General features: G+C 68.0%; 15 protein-coding genes. 6 read left to right on the plus strand and 9 right to left on the minus strand.

The window, feature by feature from the left end:
* Window positions 1-655: 655 nt before the first annotated feature.
* From BDO18943_RS24970 to BDO18943_RS42990, 7 genes are all read right to left on the minus strand, one after another.
* Complete coding sequence (locus BDO18943_RS24970) at window positions 656-1,480, minus strand: amidohydrolase family protein (RefSeq protein ID WP_175024459.1); 825 nt, start codon at window positions 1,478-1,480, stop codon at window positions 656-658.
* Window positions 1,477-2,499: a hydroxyacid dehydrogenase gene (locus tag BDO18943_RS24975; RefSeq protein WP_175024460.1), complete on the minus strand. Its 1,023-nt coding sequence runs from the start codon at window positions 2,497-2,499 to the stop codon at window positions 1,477-1,479. The genes BDO18943_RS24970 and BDO18943_RS24975 overlap by 4 nt, the downstream gene beginning before the upstream one ends.
* The gene (locus BDO18943_RS24980; protein WP_175024461.1) at window positions 2,496-3,566 is read right to left on the minus strand and encodes a LacI family DNA-binding transcriptional regulator; all 1,071 of its coding nucleotides are present in this window, start codon (window positions 3,564-3,566) and stop codon (window positions 2,496-2,498) included. The genes BDO18943_RS24975 and BDO18943_RS24980 overlap by 4 nt, the downstream gene beginning before the upstream one ends.
* A gap of 22 nt (window positions 3,567-3,588) precedes the next feature.
* The gene (locus BDO18943_RS24985) at window positions 3,589-5,475 is read right to left on the minus strand and encodes a TRAP transporter large permease (protein WP_175024462.1); all 1,887 of its coding nucleotides are present in this window, start codon (window positions 5,473-5,475) and stop codon (window positions 3,589-3,591) included.
* A 3-nt stretch (window positions 5,476-5,478) separates the two neighbouring features.
* Window positions 5,479-6,507: a TRAP transporter substrate-binding protein gene (locus BDO18943_RS24990; RefSeq protein WP_175024463.1), complete on the minus strand. Its 1,029-nt coding sequence runs from the start codon at window positions 6,505-6,507 to the stop codon at window positions 5,479-5,481.
* Window positions 6,508-6,787: 280 nt separating this feature from the next.
* On the minus strand, window positions 6,788-7,696 hold the full coding sequence (locus BDO18943_RS24995; RefSeq protein WP_043184397.1) for a LysR substrate-binding domain-containing protein: 909 nt from the start codon (window positions 7,694-7,696) through the stop codon (window positions 6,788-6,790).
* Window positions 7,689-7,811, minus strand: a complete 123-nt coding sequence (locus BDO18943_RS42990; RefSeq protein WP_265328606.1) for a hypothetical protein — start codon at window positions 7,809-7,811, stop codon at window positions 7,689-7,691. Before BDO18943_RS42990 ends, BDO18943_RS24995 begins: the two co-directional genes overlap by 8 nt.
* On the opposite strand from BDO18943_RS42990, the gene BDO18943_RS25000 reads away from it, so the two are divergent.
* Window positions 7,810-8,748, plus strand: coding sequence for a 2-hydroxyacid dehydrogenase (locus tag BDO18943_RS25000; RefSeq protein WP_175024464.1), 939 nt, complete (start codon window positions 7,810-7,812; stop codon window positions 8,746-8,748). The genes BDO18943_RS42990 and BDO18943_RS25000 overlap by 2 nt on opposite strands.
* A 71-nt stretch (window positions 8,749-8,819) precedes the next feature.
* Window positions 8,820-10,184, plus strand: coding sequence for an MFS transporter (locus BDO18943_RS25005; RefSeq protein ID WP_175024465.1), 1,365 nt, complete (start codon window positions 8,820-8,822; stop codon window positions 10,182-10,184).
* Window positions 10,185-10,233: 49 nt separating this feature from the next.
* Here BDO18943_RS25005 and BDO18943_RS25010 read toward each other — a convergent pair whose 3' ends face one another.
* A complete protein-coding gene (locus BDO18943_RS25010) occupies window positions 10,234-11,202 on the minus strand; it encodes a LysR family transcriptional regulator (protein WP_175024466.1) in 969 nt (322 codons plus the stop codon).
* Between the two features lie 363 nt (window positions 11,203-11,565).
* Here BDO18943_RS25010 and BDO18943_RS25015 point away from each other — a divergent pair, with 363 nt between their 5' ends.
* The 4 genes from BDO18943_RS25015 to BDO18943_RS25030 all read left to right on the plus strand — a co-directional run bounded on the left by BDO18943_RS25015 (window position 11,566) and on the right by BDO18943_RS25030 (window position 15,921).
* Window positions 11,566-12,741 (plus strand): HPP family protein, encoded by a 1,176-nt coding sequence (locus BDO18943_RS25015; RefSeq protein ID WP_175024467.1) that lies wholly within the window; start codon window positions 11,566-11,568, stop codon window positions 12,739-12,741.
* A gap of 141 nt (window positions 12,742-12,882) precedes the next feature.
* Window positions 12,883-13,296, plus strand: coding sequence for a MarR family winged helix-turn-helix transcriptional regulator (locus BDO18943_RS25020; protein WP_043184389.1), 414 nt, complete (start codon window positions 12,883-12,885; stop codon window positions 13,294-13,296).
* A 20-nt stretch (window positions 13,297-13,316) separates the two neighbouring features.
* The gene (locus BDO18943_RS25025; protein ID WP_043184387.1) at window positions 13,317-15,104 is read left to right on the plus strand and encodes a chloride channel protein; all 1,788 of its coding nucleotides are present in this window, start codon (window positions 13,317-13,319) and stop codon (window positions 15,102-15,104) included.
* A 481-nt stretch (window positions 15,105-15,585) separates the two neighbouring features.
* Window positions 15,586-15,921, plus strand: a complete 336-nt coding sequence (locus BDO18943_RS25030; protein WP_175024468.1) for a hypothetical protein — start codon at window positions 15,586-15,588, stop codon at window positions 15,919-15,921.
* Between the two features lie 96 nt (window positions 15,922-16,017).
* On the opposite strand, the gene ppnP is transcribed toward BDO18943_RS25030, so the two are convergent.
* Window positions 16,018-16,338, minus strand: a complete 321-nt coding sequence (gene ppnP / locus BDO18943_RS25035; RefSeq protein WP_175024469.1) for a pyrimidine/purine nucleoside phosphorylase — start codon at window positions 16,336-16,338, stop codon at window positions 16,018-16,020.
* Window positions 16,339-16,394 lie beyond the last annotated feature (56 nt).

Genomic DNA, 16,394 nt, shown 5'->3' on the forward strand with positions numbered 1-16,394 from the left:
TCCTTGAACCTCGAACCGAACTGCTTGCGTTTGCCTCTTTCAAGCTCAATCGAAATGCTTCGGACTTCGGCGCCGCCGGGCAGTCAGACAAGCCGGTGGCGCAATGCAAGGATGGGCGCGACGGGCGTCACGAGACGCCGGTGTAGGCGCCGTTCAGGATGCGGTGATGAGGCGTGGCGGACGGCGCAGCGATGCGATGCAGACAGGCGCCATGCATCGTCGCGGCTCGCGCGCGAACGGGAACGTGTACCGATGCACGGTACGAAACGGGATGACGGATACGTGACGCGACGGGCGTCGGGAGAAGCGTTGTTCCGGCGGGCCGACAAACGCGGGGCCGGTATTCCGGTACGAGTGCGTAAAGGCTCATCGTTGTTCTTCTGCGTATCGCGGGTGCAGGAACCGCGCGGCCGGCGCGTCCCGCTCCAAATGCACGGACGTATCCTGCGCCGACCGGCATGCAGCGTCAAGCAGTTGTCGCAGTGCAGCGAACGGCTGCGTTCCTCCGTTGGAACACCGGCAGCGAAGCAGCTTTCAGCACGGTAAGGATTCGCAGGACTGCGACCCGTCGTGCTCGGTCAGGAATGCTTGTCATCGCAGACGCAAGCTTCCGGATTGAAAGCTCGTCGCGCGCAGCATCGTGCCGGGTGCCGGCTCAGAATCCGTAAAGCACGGCCGGGTTGTCGGCCAGAATCGCGCGGGTAACCGAGTCGTCCGCCGTGCAGTCATCCAGCCAGCCGAGCAAGCCCATGTCGTCGGGGACCGGCGACGCGTTCGGGTGCGGCCAGTTGCTGCCCCATACGCAACGCGCCGGATGGTTGCGCGCCAGCACGGTGGCGAGACGCGCGACATCGTCGTAACCGGGCGCGCCCGAGCGCGACGTCTCGTACGGCGCGGACAGTTTCACCCACGCATGGCCACGGTCGAGCAGGCGCCGCAGCGCGAGAAACGCATGTGCGTCCGGCGCGACGGGCGTCAGGAACTTGCCCGTGTGATCGATCACGACACGCGCCGATAGCGAGGACAGCAACGGCAAGACGTCGGGCAGCGTCCGGCCGTCGAGCTGCAGGTCGACGTGCCAGCCAAGCGGCCCGATCCGCGCGGCCACCCGCTCGAGTTCGTCCCACCGCGCCAGCCCGCCTGCCAACATCATGAACCGGACGCCGCGCACGCCCGCCGCGTGCAACCGCGTGAGCTCGGCATCCGGCACGTCGGCCGGCAACGTCGCGACACCGCGCGCCTGCTGACCGAACGCGGCCAGTGCGTCGAGCAGGCAACGGTTGTCGACACCATAGCCGGTCGGCTGCACGATCACGACGCGGGCCAGGCCGAGCGTCTGCTGCACCCGGCGATACGCATCCACCGGCGCGTGCGGCGGACGGAACGTCGCCGTCGGCGCGAGCGGATAGGCATCGTCATAGATGTGGATGTGGCAATCGCACGCGTCGGACGGCCGCCCGGTGGGCGCGTCGTGTCTCATCGCGCGTCCGGCCCGGCATCTGCGCGCGCCGTGCGCCAGCGCGCCAGCCGCGTTGCGTGTACCGCGTTGACGGCGCCGCGCGGCACGCTTCCGTCGAGCAGCACGGCGAGCTGATCGACCGTCTCCAGCGCCTGGTGCTCGACCGCGGGCAGCGTCAGGCCGCCGACGTGCGGCGTCGCGATCACCCGTGGATGCGCGGCAAGCGCGGGCGTCGGCATCTGGTCCGCGGCGCGCCCGACGTCGAGTGCACAGCCGGCGAGCCGGCCCGTGTCGAGCGCATCGGCCAGTGCCCGCTCGTCGACCAGTTCGCCGCGCGACGCGTTGATGAAATACGCGCCCGGCTTCATGGCCGCGAACGCGCTCGCATCGATCAGGTTCGTGGTGGCCGGCGTCGCCGGCGCGAGGCACACGACGAAATCGGCGGCGTGCAACAGCGCCGCGAATTCGACCTGTTCGAGCGTCGGCGTATCGACGCGCACGTACGGATCGCTGACGAGCACGCGCATCCCGAGCGCCGTCGCGATTGGCGCAAGGTAGCGCGCGATCTGCCCGTAACCGATCAGGCCGAGCGTGCTGCCGCGCAATTCGCGCCCCATCTGCGGCGCCAGCGGCATCCCGTCGTGATAGGCCGATGCATAGCGGCCGATACCGCGCGCGAGATCGATCATCACGCCGATCGTCCACTCGGCGACCGCCGGCGCGAAGCCGGGGCTCGCCTGCGTGACCAGCACGCCGCACGCGCTCGCCGCGTCGACATCGACGGTGCGAATATCGACCGCGCAGCGCAGGAACGCCGCAAGGGCCGGCAGCCCGGCGAACAGCGCACGCGGCGCGGGCGTCTGCCGGTACGCGATCATCGCGTCGCAACCCTGCGCGGCCGCGACCAGTTCGTCCGTGCCCAGCTCGCGATCGAGTGGATTGCACGTGACGTCCGCGATCGCCTGCAGCGCACGCAGCGCCTTCGCGCCGAAATAGTGGTCGAGCATCCCCGTCGGATGCGTGACGAAGACGCGCATCATGCTGCCCCTCCGTGCGAATCGTCCGCTTGCGGCGGCGATGCAACCGAGGCGCGCTCGATAAGGGTCACGCCGGAGAACACGTGCGGCTCGGTCGGCGGCGGCGTGTCGCCATCCGCCCGCATCACGCGCCGCACCATTTCCTCCGCCATCTCGGTGACGGGCAACTGCACCGTGGTCAGCGCCGGATTCGATATCGCCGACAGGAAATGACCGTCCATCCCGACGACCGATACATCGTCCGGCACGCGCAGACCGCCGTCGCGCAACCCGGCCATCAGGCCAAGCGCGAACAGGTCGTTGACCGCGACGATGCCGGTCGGCCGCGCCGGATCGGCGGCCAGCGCGACGCCCAGCGCGCGCCCCACGTCGACGATCACGGCGTCGCCGTACTCGTTCGCGGGACCGCCGTCGAGCACCCGCGCGTGCGCCTCGACGCCCGCGTCGCGCGCCGTCGCGAGAAAGCCGCGGATCTTGTCGCTGCGGCTCACGGTCATGCCGGCGACCGTCGCGAACGCGAGCCGCCGGTGTCCCGCGTCGACGAGGCAACGGGTCGCGAGCCGCGCGGCGGCCTCGTTGTCGGCCGTGACGTGATCGACCTTCGACAGCTCGCCGGGCGTCGCGCGGCGGTCGTAGCTCACGACCGTCATCCCGCGCTCGGCCGCGCGCTCGAGGTGGCTTTCGTCGGCCAGCGACGAGATCACGATCACGCGCCGTACGCCATGCGCGAACAGGTCGTCGAAGAACGACGCTTCCTTCTTCGCATCGCGATACGTATTGCCGATCAGCACGCGATGCCCGTACCGTTCCTGCGCGCAGGCCTCGACCTCGCGCGCGATGTAGCCGTACATCGGGTTCGCCATCGACGGCACCAGCAGCCCGACGAGCGGCGTCTGCCCCGTCTTGAGCTGGCGCGCCAGCGTGCTGGGCCGGTACTGCAGCACTTCCATCGCGGCCTTCACGCGTTCGAGCGTTTCCTGCTTCATCTGGTCGGTACGGCCGTTGAGCACGTTCGAAACCGTGCTGACCGAAACAGCCGCATGACGGGCCACGTCCTGAATCGTACTCATGTCGTCTTGCTATCAAAAACGGCTACAGGCCGAAATGGGCCGGCAGCCACAACGAAAACGCCGGCACCAGAATCAGCGCCACGAGGGCGGCAACCAGCACCAGCAGATATTTCACCATCGGCCGCGCAACGCGCCGGACGTCGGTGCCCGTGATCGCGCAGGTCGTGAACAGCCCGAGTCCGACCGGCGGTGCGAACAGGCCCAGCCCCATCGCCACCACCACGACCGTGCCGAAATGCAGCGGGTTGATACCGAGCTGCAGCGCGATCGGCGCAAGCAGCGGCCCGAAGATGATCAGCGCCGGCGCCCCCTCGAGCACCGCGCCGAACACGACCATGACCAGTGCCGCGAGCAGCAGGAACATCGTCGCGCCGTACTGATGGGCGAACGCGGTCATTGTGCCCGAGACCAGCGCCGGAATCTGCTCGATCGACAGCGCGAACGACACACTCGACGCCGCGGCCACGATGAACAGGATACCGCCGGCCATCGACGCGGCACGCACGAACACGCGCCCGACCACACGCCAGGTCAGCTCGCGAAACGCGAGCCAGCCCGCCACCAGCGCATAGACCACCGCGAACGCGGACACCTCGGTCGACGTCGCGATCCCCGACGTCACGCCCTTGCCGATCATCGCGACCATCACCAGCGCGACCAGCGCGCCGCCCGCGAGCGGCAGCCACGCGCGGCGTTCCGTGAACACCGTCGAGACATCGATCCTGCGCCCGGTGATCACCGTGACCACCGCGAGCGATGCGGCCAGCACCGCGGCCGGCACGATGCCCGCGACGAACAACCCGGCGATCGAGATGTTCGCGACGAAGCCCATGATGATCATGTTCACGCAGGGCGGGATGGTCTCGGCCATCACCGCGCTGCACGCGAGCAGCGCGGCCGTTTCGTCGGGATCCTGGCGCGCGCGGCGCACGGCCGGCATCACGACGCCGCCGACTGCGGCGATGTCGGCGAGCTTGGAGCCCGATACGCCGGAAAAGCACGCTGTCGCGAGAATCACGATCAGCCCGAGCCCACCGCGCACGCGCCCGAAGATCCGCAGCAGCAATTCGACGAGCCGCGCGGACATGCCGTTCGACTCCATCAGCAGCCCGGCCAGCACGAAGAACGGCACGGCGAGCAGCACGAAGTGATCGGCACCGGCCATGACCTGCTGCGAGTAGACGAGCAGCGGCAGTGTCGGGTCGGCCAGGAAATACAGCAGCGCCGAAAACGCGAGCACGAAACCGATCGGCACGCCCAGCACGAGCCCGCCGACGAAACCGGCGACCAGCAGCATGCCTGGTGCGATCGCGTGCGCCGGCACCAGCGCATTCCATCCGTACAGCGCGGCCGCGAATCCCGCGCAGCACGCGAGCGTGCCGACCACGCGTCGGCGCGGCGCGTCGAGTGCGTTCGCGAGCGCGAACACGGTCATGAACAACGCGCCGAACATCATCGGGTACACGTTGATCCAGCCCGGCAGGCCGCCCGGCGTCAACTGGTCGTACGAATCGGCCAGCAACTGGCACGACGACACCAGCAGGTTCAGCGAGACGGCCGCGACGATCCAGTGGCCGATCTGCACGAGCGCGCCCTGCCAGCGCGCCGGGAACCAGCCGCGAAACAGGTCGATGCCGACGTGCTGGCTGCGCCCGAGCACCGTCGCCGCCCCGAAGAACACCAGCACGATCATCAGCGCGCTCGCGACCTCCTCGGTCCAGTCGAGCGGATCGTGCAGGAAATAGCGGCACACGACCGAGACGAACACGACGAGCACATCGACGGCCAGCACCGCCGCGGACACGTATTCGATCGCGCGCAGCATCGCGTCCAGCACGCGTGCGACACGGCGTGCCGGAAGGCCGGCGCCAGGCGCCGCCGCGGCGCCCGAAACGGAACAGGTCTCCATCATTCAGCTCCGCGCGGCGGCAATCGCCGGAAACAGCGGCGCGGTCGCCGGATACTGCCGGGCGAATGCCGTATAGAGCCGGTCGTGCATCGTCTGCCGCACCGCATCGCGTTCGGCCGCCGCCATCGGATGGAAGCTCATGCCGCGCTGCTTCAGCGCCTGCTCGGCCTGATCGGCCTTCTGCGCGGCAATCGCGCGCTGCTGTGCGGTGGCGTCGGCCACCGCGCGATCGAACGCGGGGCGCAGGTTCGCCGGAATCCGGTCGAGCGCGCGCCGCCCCATCACGACGGTCATCGCGGCAAACACGTGATGCGATTGCCAGCACGACTTCACCACTTCGTCGAACTTGCTCGCAAGCACCGTGGCCGGATCGTGCTCGAGCCCGTCGACGACGCCCGTCTGCACGGCCATGTACAGCTCGCCGAACGGAATCGGCGTCGGCACCGCCCCCATCGCCTTGAAGGTGTCCATGAACGCCGGCGTCGGCAGCACGCGCAGCTTCGTGCCCTTCAGCCCCTGCAGCGCAAGCACGGGTTGCTTCGTGAATACGCAGCGCCCGCCGAAATGCGAGCCCCAGGTCAGCACCGAGCTGCCCGCACGCTTTTGCAGCAGCGTGTTCAGGCTTGCACCGACCGAGCCGTCAAGCACCTTCGCGACATGCGCATAGCTGTCGAACAGATAGCCGAGATCGAGCATCCCGAGTTCCGGCGCCACCGTCGCCCAGATCGACGAGCCCGCGATCATCATGTCGATCGCCCCGATCTTGACCTGCTGCGCGACGTCGCTCTCCTTGCCGAGCTGGCTGTTCGGAAAGTAGTCGACGCGGATCGCGTCGCCGACGCTCGCCTTCAGGTTCGCCGCCAGACGCTCGTACCACACGTAGTGCGCGGCGTTCTGGTCAGCCGGCATCGACGACGAGCAGCGCAGCGTCACCGCAGGCTGCGCGCGGGCCACGCCGGGCAAGCCGCCTGCAGCCGCGAGCGTGGCGACGGACGCCGTCTGCAGAAAGCGCCGCCGGGTCAGGGTATTCATGGGCCGTCTCCTTTGCTTGTGCGCATCTCAGCGCGACTGTATCGATTTAGTGTATCGATACAGTAATACGACGACCGATGAATCCGGAATGAGGGTTTCCCCGCGTCGAGCAACAGGAGATACGGTGGAAATCGCCTTAACCCGCATCAGGAAAGGCGCAACGAGGAGGTTGAAGCGTCCGCGAATGAGGTATCCCGCTGTCGACGGGCCACCCCGCCAATCGTCAGACAACCGACTTATCGACGCGAGGCGGGTGCTCGCCGCGCCCCGCCGCCGGCATTCACGCGCGTCCGTCGTCCGCGCTTCCCGGCAGGAATTGCTCGACCATCGCGTTAAACACCGGCAGCGCCGGGTTGTCGTTGTCCGCGCGCCATGCGAGATACAGCTCGGCCGCCACGTCGGCGCCCGCCAGCGGCCGGAACACCACGCCGTCGACATGCAGCTCGCGTGCCGACGCCGGCACGAGTGCGGCACCGAGCCCCGCGCGCACGAGGCCGAGGATCGTGTGCGTCTGCCCCACGTAGTGCAGGTAGTTCGGCAGCCGCCCCGCGTTCGCGAACAGGCCCGAGATCAGGTCGTGGAAGTATTTCCCCTCGTTCGGCGAATACGCGATGAACGGCTGCCGGTCGAGCTCGTCGGGGCCGATGCGCTCGCACGCGGCGAGCGGCGCGCCCTCCGCGACCGCGACCAGCATCGGCTCGCGCTGCACGAGCCGGTATTCGAGCGGCTGGCGTGCGGCCCGCTGGCGCACGAAGCCCGCGTCGAGCATCCGCGACGCAAGCGCATCGATCTGCACGGTCGACACCATCTCGCGCAATTCGATGTCGACGTCCGGCAGCGCGTGGGCGGCGTGCGCCAACAGCATCGGGATCATCCGGTACGCGCTGACCGCCGTGAAGCCGAGCGTGATGCGGCCGGCCCCGCCATGCGCGACGCGCTGCGCGGCCTGCTCGGCCCGCGCGGAGAATTCGAGGATATGCCGCGCGTCGCGCAGGAACCGCTCGCCGGCCGCGGTCAGCCTGACCTGCCGGCTGCTGCGTTCGAGCAGCGCGATGCCGAGCGCATGCTCGAGCAGCTGGATCTGCCGGCTGAGCGGCGGCTGCGTCATGAAGAGCCGTCGGGCCGCGCGACCGAAATGCAGTTCCTCGGCCACCGCGACGAAGCAGCGAAGCTGGTGCAGTTCAATCATCCAATTCCTGAATCAATCGATAGCCTTTTGATGTTAGACCGATATCGATACGATTTCTATACTCGGTTGCACCTGATGCGCGGCCCGCGCCGCGCACGACGACCGGGACCTTCATGACCATCGACATCCTGCTCACCCAGCCGCTCCCCGACGCGATCGACGCCGAACTGTCCACCCGTTACGCGGTGCACCGACTGTATGCGGCCGGGCAACCGGACGCGCTGCTCGATCGCGTCGCCACGCGCATTCGCGGGGTCGTGACCGGCGGCGCCAACGGCCTGTCCGCCGCGCTGATGGACCGGCTGCCCGCGCTCGAGATCGTCGCGATCAGCGGCATCGGCACCGATGCCGTCGATCTCGACCGTGCCAGGGCGCGCGGCATCCACGTGACGACGACGCCCGACGTGCTGACCGACGACGTCGCCGACATGGCGATGGGGCTGATCCTGATGACGCTGCGCGACCTCGGCGCCGGCGAGCGGATCGTGCGCGCCGGCCGCTGGGGCAAGACGGCCCAGCCCCTCGCGACCCAGGTGACCGGCAAGCGGCTCGGCATCGTCGGGCTCGGCCGCGTCGGGCGCGCGATCGCACAGCGCGCGCAGGCGTTCCGGATGCCCGTCAGCTACTTCGGCCCGCGCGAGCATCGCGACAGCGGCTATCGCTTCGTGCCCGACCTCGCCGCGCTCGCGCGCGACAGCGACCTACTCGTGATCGCCGCATCGGCCGATCACGGCAACGTGCTCGTGACGGCCGACGTGCTCTCCGCGCTCGGCCCCCAAGGATTCCTGATCAATGTCGCACGCGGCAAGCTGGTCGACGAAGCCGCGCTGATTCGCGCGCTCGCCGACGGCACGATCGCCGGCGCCGGTCTCGACGTATTCGAGAACGAGCCGCACGTGCCGGCCGCGCTGCTCGAACTCGACCGCGTCGTCGTGCAGCCGCACCGCGCGAGCGCGACCCGCGAAACGCGCGAAGCGATGGGCCGGATCGTGCTCGCCAATCTTGCCGCATGTTTTGCAGGTCAGCGCCCGCCGACCAGCGTCACGAGCTGATCCGCACGCCGCACGGCGGCCACCCGTTACAACACCGGATGCCTCCGCACGACGGAGGCCAGGAGACACGCATGCCCAATCGATCCAGCGGCGCTGCTCTCGCCGCATCACCCGCCGCCTCACGCACGATCGGCCGCGTCCGCTATACGGTCCTCGCGCTGATTTTCGCGGTCACGGTCATCAACTATGCGGATCGCGCGACGATGTCGATCGCCGGCACCGGCGTCGCGCACGACCTCGGGCTGACGCCCGTGCAGCTCGGCATCGTCTTTTCCGCATTCGCGTGGGCCTATGCGATCGGCCAGATCCCGGGCGGCTGGCTGCTCGACCGCTTCGGCGCACGGCGTGTGTACGGCCTGAGCCTGCTGCTGTGGTCCGTCTTCACGATGCTGCAGGGGACGGTCGGCTGGCTCGCCGTGCAGGGGGCGGCCGCCACGCTCGCGCTGTTCGTGATGCGCTTCATGCTCGGCCTCGTCGAATCGCCGGCGTTCCCGGCCAACTCGAGAATCGTCGCGTGCTGGTTCCCGACCGCCGAACGCGGCACCGCGTCGGCCCTGTTCAATTCCGCGCAGTACATGGCCGTCGTGCTGTTCACGCCCGCGATGGCCTGGCTCACGCATGCGCTCGGCTGGGAACACGTGTTCCTGTGGATGGGGATGCTCGGCATCGCGCTCGCGGCGCTGTGGTTCGCGTGGTATCGCGAGCCGCACGGCCACCCGCGTGTGAGCGACGCGGAGCGCGACTACCTGCGCGCGCACGGCGCACTCGTCGATCTCGAAGCGAACCGGGTGCGCCATCGGCCGCGCGTGTCGTGGCACGACGTGTCGCAACTGTTTCGCCATCGGAACCTGTGGGCGATCTACATCGGCCAGTACTGCATCACGGCACTCACCTACTTCTTCATCACGTGGTTTCCGATCTACCTGATCAAGGGGCGCGGGATGACGATCATGGAAGCCGGCTGGGTCGCCGCGCTGCCGGCGCTCTGCGGCTTCACGGGTGGCGTGCTCGGCGGCGTGCTGTCGGACTGGCTGATCCGGCGCGGCATGCATCCGTCGAAGGCGCGCAAGACGCCGTTCGTCGTGGGGATGGCGATGGCGACGCTGCTCGTGCTCGCGAACGGCGCGTCGTCGAACGCGATCGTGATCGCACTGATGACGGTCGCGTTCTTCGGCAAGGGGCTCGCGGCAGTCGGCTGGGCCGTGCTCGCAGACACCGCGCCGGAGGGTATGGTCGGCCTGAGCGGCGGTGTGTTCAACGGCCTCGGCAACATCGCCGGGATCGTTACGCCGCTCGTGATCGGCTACTTCGTCGCCAGCACGGGCTCGTTTGCCGGCGCATTATGGTTCGTCGCCGCGCACGGGTTGCTCGGCATCGCCGCCTACGCGTGGCTCGCGGGACGCTTCGAGCGGATCCGCATCGCGCCGCGCGCCTGAACGGCGCCACGGCCCGTGCGGTTCGCGCGGCGCGCGCCCGCGCGGATCGTCAGGCGCGCTTGCGGCCGCCCGGCGTCTGTTCGGTCGTCAGCCGGTCGAGTTCGCGCAGGTCGTTCTCCAGCGCGGGCGTGAGCGTCGTGCGCAGGTGATCGAGGAACGTGCGGATCTTCGCGTCGAGATAGCGGCGCGTCGCGTAGACGGCGTACACGCTCACCGTCTGCAGCCGATACTCGGGCAGCACGCGGATCAGCCGCCCTTCGCGGATGTCGTCGAGCACCGTATACAGCGCGACGCACGCGATCCCGCGCCCGGCGCGCACCGCGACGCACAGCGCGTCCGGCACGTTGACCTGGAACGGCGCGGGCTGCAGCTCGTAGACGGCTTCCTCGCCATCGCTGCGCTCGAGCCGCCATTCGCTGGCCGGCGAGGCGGGCGTATCGAGGCGCAGGCACACGTGGTTCGGCAATTCGTCGGGCGACTGCGGCGTGCCGTGGCGCGCCAGATATTCGCGCGACGCGACGAGCACGCTGCAGCTCGTGCCGCAGGTCTGCGCGACATAGCCCGAATCGGGCAGCTGCGACGCCGTCACGATCGACACGTCGTAGCCCTCCTCGACGAGATTCGGCATCCGCTGGGCGAGCGTCAGCTCGACCGACACGTCGGGGTTGTCCTCCTGGTAGCGAACGATCGATGACACGACATGACTCTGCCCGAGCCCCGTCATCGCATGGATGCGCATCTTGCCGCTCGGCCGCAGCAGGGCGTTGCGCGCCTCCGCGTTCGCGTAGTCGATTTCCGCGAGGATCGATTTCGAGCGCTCGAAGTAGCGTTCGCCGCTTTCGGTAAGGCCGAGGTGGCGCGTCGTGCGATGCAGCAGCCGCGTCTGTACGTGCGCTTCGAGGTTCGATACCGCGCGCGACACCTGCGCGGTGGTCGCGTCGATTTCCTTTGCGACCGCAGTAAAACTGCCGGCTTCGACAACGCGCACGAACAGGCGCATGTTTTCGAGCATGTCCATTGAATTGGCTTGGGGAGAGTCAGTGGGGAGGCGTCGGCAGCGCTCGCGTCAGGTGGAAAACGGAACGCAGCCGCGAACCACGTCAATTCGATCACCGTGCCGGGGGAAAGGCGGGGGAGCGGGCATCGCGTACGTGGTTCTGGCATGACGGGGGATTCAGTGGCCCGAATTGTACGCCGCTGCAGACAAATTTGTGCGTTTGTCCGGCCTGCAAACTTTCATCGGATGAAAGCTTTTTGCAAGACACGTCCGTCGCGCGTATGCAACGGCTTGATGCGGTGCGACAATTTGTATCACAACGCGATATAATTCGCCGCTTGTCGCCGCGCGCATCCGCGCTGTCATCTTTACCGCTTACCGTCCATGTCGTCAGGCTCCCCTTCGTCGCGCCGCACGTTGCGGCAATGGCTGCACAGCTTCATTCCCCATCCGATGTCGCTGGGCTGGCGTGAACGCCTGCGCTCGTGCACGGGCGCGCTCGTCGGCATCGCGACGGTCGGCGTGACGATGCGGCTGCTACCCGGCGTGCCGGGCCTCGTGCCGCTGCTCGTCGCGCCGATGGGGGCGTCGGCCGTGCTGCTGTTCGCGGTACCGGCCAGCCCGCTCGCGCAACCGTGGTCGATCATCGGCGGCAATCTCGTCGCGGCCACGGTTGGTGTCGCGTGCGCACAATGGATCGCCGATCCGATCACGGCCGCCGCGGTCGCGATCGCGTGCGCGATCGGCGGCATGTTCGTGCTGCGCTGCGTGCACCCGCCGTCGGGCGCCGTCGCGCTCACGGCCGTGGTCGGCGGCCCGGCGATCCATTCGCTCGGTTTCAGCTTCGTGCTGGAACCGATCGCGCTGCAATCGGCCATCCTGCTGTCCGCCGCGCTTGCCTATCACGCGCTGACCGGGCACCGCTATCCGCACGGCGGCGTGCGTCCTGACGCGAAACCGCAGGCAGGCGCCGCCGCACCGGCGCGCGGCGGCTTCACGCGCGGCGACCTCGACGCGGTGCTGAAGCGCCGCGGCGAATGGCTCGACGTCGATCCGGACGATCTCGAAGCGCTGCTGCGCGAAACCGAGATGCAGGCCTATACGCGCACGTTCGGCCAGCTCTCGTGCGCCGACCTGATGACAAAGAATGCCATCGAAGTCGCGCCATCGACGTCGGTCACGGCCGCGCTCACGCTGCTCGACCGCCACCGCGTGAAGGCGCTGCCCGTCGTCGACGGCGAAGGCCGCCTGACCGGCATCGTCACGCGCGCCGACCTCACGCGCCAGTTGCGCCGTCCGGCCCCGCTGTGGCAACGCCTGTCCGCGCGGCTGCCGCAATCGTTCGGCGGCCAGCCGGCGAGCGTCGCCACCGTGATGACGCGCGACGTCGCGTGCGTACCGGAAACGATGCCGATCACGGCGCTCGTCCCGCTGTTTACGCATTCGGGGCACCACCACATTCCGGTCGTCGATGCATCGCGCCGGCTCGTCGGGATCATTACGCAGACGGATCTCGTCACGGGCCTGTATCGACAGACGCAAATACGCGAGGCCGCGTAACGCATGCAGCGCACGCGGCGCACGTAACGCCATGTAACAGCCTGAGACACGCGGAATGCATTCATCCCGCCTGAATTCGGCCATTTATATCATGTTGTGATATATTTCTCGCTACCGAAACTGACCGTCCGACCGACCTCGATGAACGATACCCGACGCGCGCTGGCGAAAAGCGATTTCCAGCAACTGTCCGAGTTCCGCTACCAGATGCGCCGCTTCGAGCGCTTCTCCGAACGCGCCGCGCAAAGCGAAGGCGTGACGCCGCTGCAATACCTGCTGCTGCTGCACATCAAGGGCTACCCGCATCGCGAATGGGCGACCATCGGCGAACTCGCGGAACGCCTGCAGGCGCAGCACCACGGCGTCGTCGCGCTGGTCACGCGCTGCGAAGCGCTCGGCCTCGTGAAGCGCAAGACGAGCGAAGCGGACCGCCGCCAGGTCGAGGTCCACCTCGAGCAAGCCGGCGAAACGCTGCTCGCCCGCCTCGCGGCCATGCATCGCGCCGAGCTGAAGTCGCTCAAGGACGCGTTCCAGGTTCCCCAGATCGATTACTGACCCCTGCTCTTTCCACTCCGATGAACGCACCACACAAACGCGATTTCGCGACCAACGACCGCCTGCCCAGGATCGCGTTGCTTGCCGCCGGGATCGGCCTGCTCAGCACGCTGGCCGCATTCGTACTGCTGAGCCTGATCCACCTGTTCACGAACCTGTTCTTCTTCCAGCAATTCTCGTTCGTCGACCGCTCGCCCGCGCACAACACGCTCGGCGCGTGGGTGATCGTCGTGCCGGTGATCGGTGGCCTGATCGTGGGGTTGATGGCGCGCTTCGGCTCGGAAAAGATCCGCGGCCACGGCATTCCCGAAGCAATCGAGGCGATCCTGTTCGGCAAGAGCCGCATGTCGCCGAAGGTCGCGATCCTGAAGCCGCTGTCGTCCGGCGTCGTGATCGGCAGCGGCGGCCCGTTCGGCGCCGAAGGCCCGATCATCATGACGGGTGGCGCGCTCGGCTCGCTGATCGCACAGTGCGTGCACGTAACCGCCGCCGAGCGCAAGACGCTGCTCGTCGCCGGTGCGGCCGCCGGCATGACGGCCGTGTTCGGCACGCCGGTCGCGGCCGTGCTGCTCGCGGTCGAACTGCTGCTGTTCGAATGGCGTCCGCGCAGTTTCCTGCCGGTCGCGCTCGCCTGCGCGGTGGCTGGTTTCGCCCGCGCCGTGTTCTTCGGCGTCGATCCGCTGTTTCCGCTGACCACGGCCGCGCCGACGCCCGTCGCGCTGCTGTCGTGCATCGTCGCGGGCCTGCTGTCGGGCATGCTCGCGTGCGGCCTGTCGGCTGCGCTGTATCGCGTCGAGGACACCTTCGCGAAGCTGCCGGTGCACTGGATGTGGTGGCCCGCGCTCGGCGCGATCGTGATCGGCATCGGCGGCTGGCTCGAGCCGCGCGCGCTCGGCGTCGGCTACGACGTGATCGGCGACCTGCTTCATCAGCACATCGCATTGAAGATCGCGCTCGCGCTGCTGATCGTGAAGGCCGTGATGTGGGTGATCGCGCTCGGCTCGGGCACGTCGGGCGGCGTGCTCGCCCCGCTGCTGATGCTCGGCGCCGGGCTCGGCACGGTACTGTCGCCGATGCTGCCGGGCGGCGACCCGGCGCTGTGGCCGCTCGTGTGCATGGCCGCGACGCTCGGCGCGACGCTCGGTGCGCCGCTGACCGCGATCGTGTTCGCGTTCGGCCTCACGCACGACGCCAACGCGCTGCTGCCGCTGCTCGCGGCGACGCTCGTCGCGCACGGTTTCGCGACCATCGTGATGAAGCGCTCGATCATGACGGAGAAGATCGCGCGCCGCGGTTATCACATCTATCGCGAGTACGGCGTCGATCCGCTCGAGCGGCACGACATCGGCGAAGTGATGACGTCGGCCGACCTGCTCGTCGCGATCGACGGCGCAGCGACGCTCGCGACCGTCGAGTCGCAGTACTTCGGCGCGAAGCAGTCGCACCGTGCGTACCCGGTCGTGCAGAACGGCCGCCTGCTCGGTCTCGTCGATCGCGCGACGCTCGACGCGCAGCGCGCACAGGCCACGGCCGACACGCCGATCTCGGGCGCGTTCGTCAACCGCGCGCCTGCCGTCGCTCAGGCGCACGAAACCTGCCGCGTCGTCGCGTCGCGGCTCGCAATGCTCGGACTCGAGCGCCTGCCTGTCGTTGCCGACGAGCAATCGATGCGCATCACCGGCATCGTGTCGCGCAGCGACCTGATCAAGCCCGCGCTCCAGCACTTCGACGACGAACAGAAGCGCGAGCGCTTCCGCCCGGTCGTCCCGGCCAACCTGCGCGACATCGGCACGCGCAAGGCCGGCTGATCCACTGCGCTGCGCGGCACCCTCGCCGCGCACGCCCCGCTCGCGTCACCTCTTCCGTACGATGCGGCACGCCCTTCGCGTGCCGCATCGCATTTCGCCGCCTCCCGTGTTTAAAGTTGGTTAACAATTCGACGGACGAAAGTTTGTCATCATGGTGCTCATGCGACGGGGCCATCAATCAGCCATTCCACTTCGCGATCAAATAAAGAGTCGCGGCACGGCATGCAGACACATGCCGCTCGCCGCGGCCGTCACATCACCACACGACCGGGCAGCGCGCCGACCACGCAACGCATGACGTCGTGCCGCACACGATGCATGCCGCGCCGCAGCAAAGTACACAGCACCGGAGCCGCCATTTGGCAAGCGCGTTAACAACTTGTTTCGGAATAGCCGGAACCGTGCTCGCCTGATGCGATCTCACTTGTACGCAGTACTGCTGCGCATCCCACTCAATCAATCACGACTCGAGGGAGATAACGTGACCGCGAAATACTTACCGCTCATCGCATTGACCGTGGCATTTTCTGCTCATGCAGCCGATTCTGCCCTGCAGAACGTGGGACAAAGCCAAAAATCCGCCGACGAAGTGGCGCAGTGCATCGCCAAGACCTGGGCCGACAAGTCGCAACAACAGGTGACGTCGCAGTATGAACTGGCGAACGGCCTCGCAATGGCCGTTTATGCGCCGGGCCAGCAGCCGCCGAACGGCGCTGCCGCCATCGTGCGCCCGGCCAACGCCGCAGGCGCGAAGACCTGGGTCGGTTTCCGCGGCGGCAATGCGGCTTCCGCCGGCGATATCAACGCCTGCCTGTAAGCAGAGAACAGGCGCGCCGGAGGGCCCTGGCGCCCTCCACTTGCGACAAGCCCCGCTTCGGCGGGGCTTTTCTTTTGCTGCGCGAGTACGGGCGAGTTACAGGTAGCTGCAGATGTAATCGAGCGTCTCGAGCACTTCGATGTCGAAGCGGCTCTTGCCCGGCACCGAGAACGATTCGCCGGCACCGTAGGTCTGCCATTCGCTGCTGCCGTCGAGCTTCACGCGGCACTTGCCGGCCTGCACTTCCATCAATTCGGGCGCATCGGTGCCGAAGTTGAGCGCGCACGGCAGGATCACGCCGAGCGTCTTGCGCGTGCCGTCCGGGAAGAGCACGGTATGCGACACGCACTTGCCGTCGAAATAGACGTTCGCGCGCTTGACGACCGATACGTTGTCGAATTGGGTTGCACTGGTCATGAAATGCCTCTGATTGCTGGATGCCGAATGGCGATGTTGTTGGAGGCCGGCCGGAG

Origin of the sequence: Burkholderia aenigmatica (assembly GCF_902499175.1) — a bacterium.
GTDB classification, from domain to species: domain Bacteria; phylum Pseudomonadota; class Gammaproteobacteria; order Burkholderiales; family Burkholderiaceae; genus Burkholderia; species Burkholderia aenigmatica.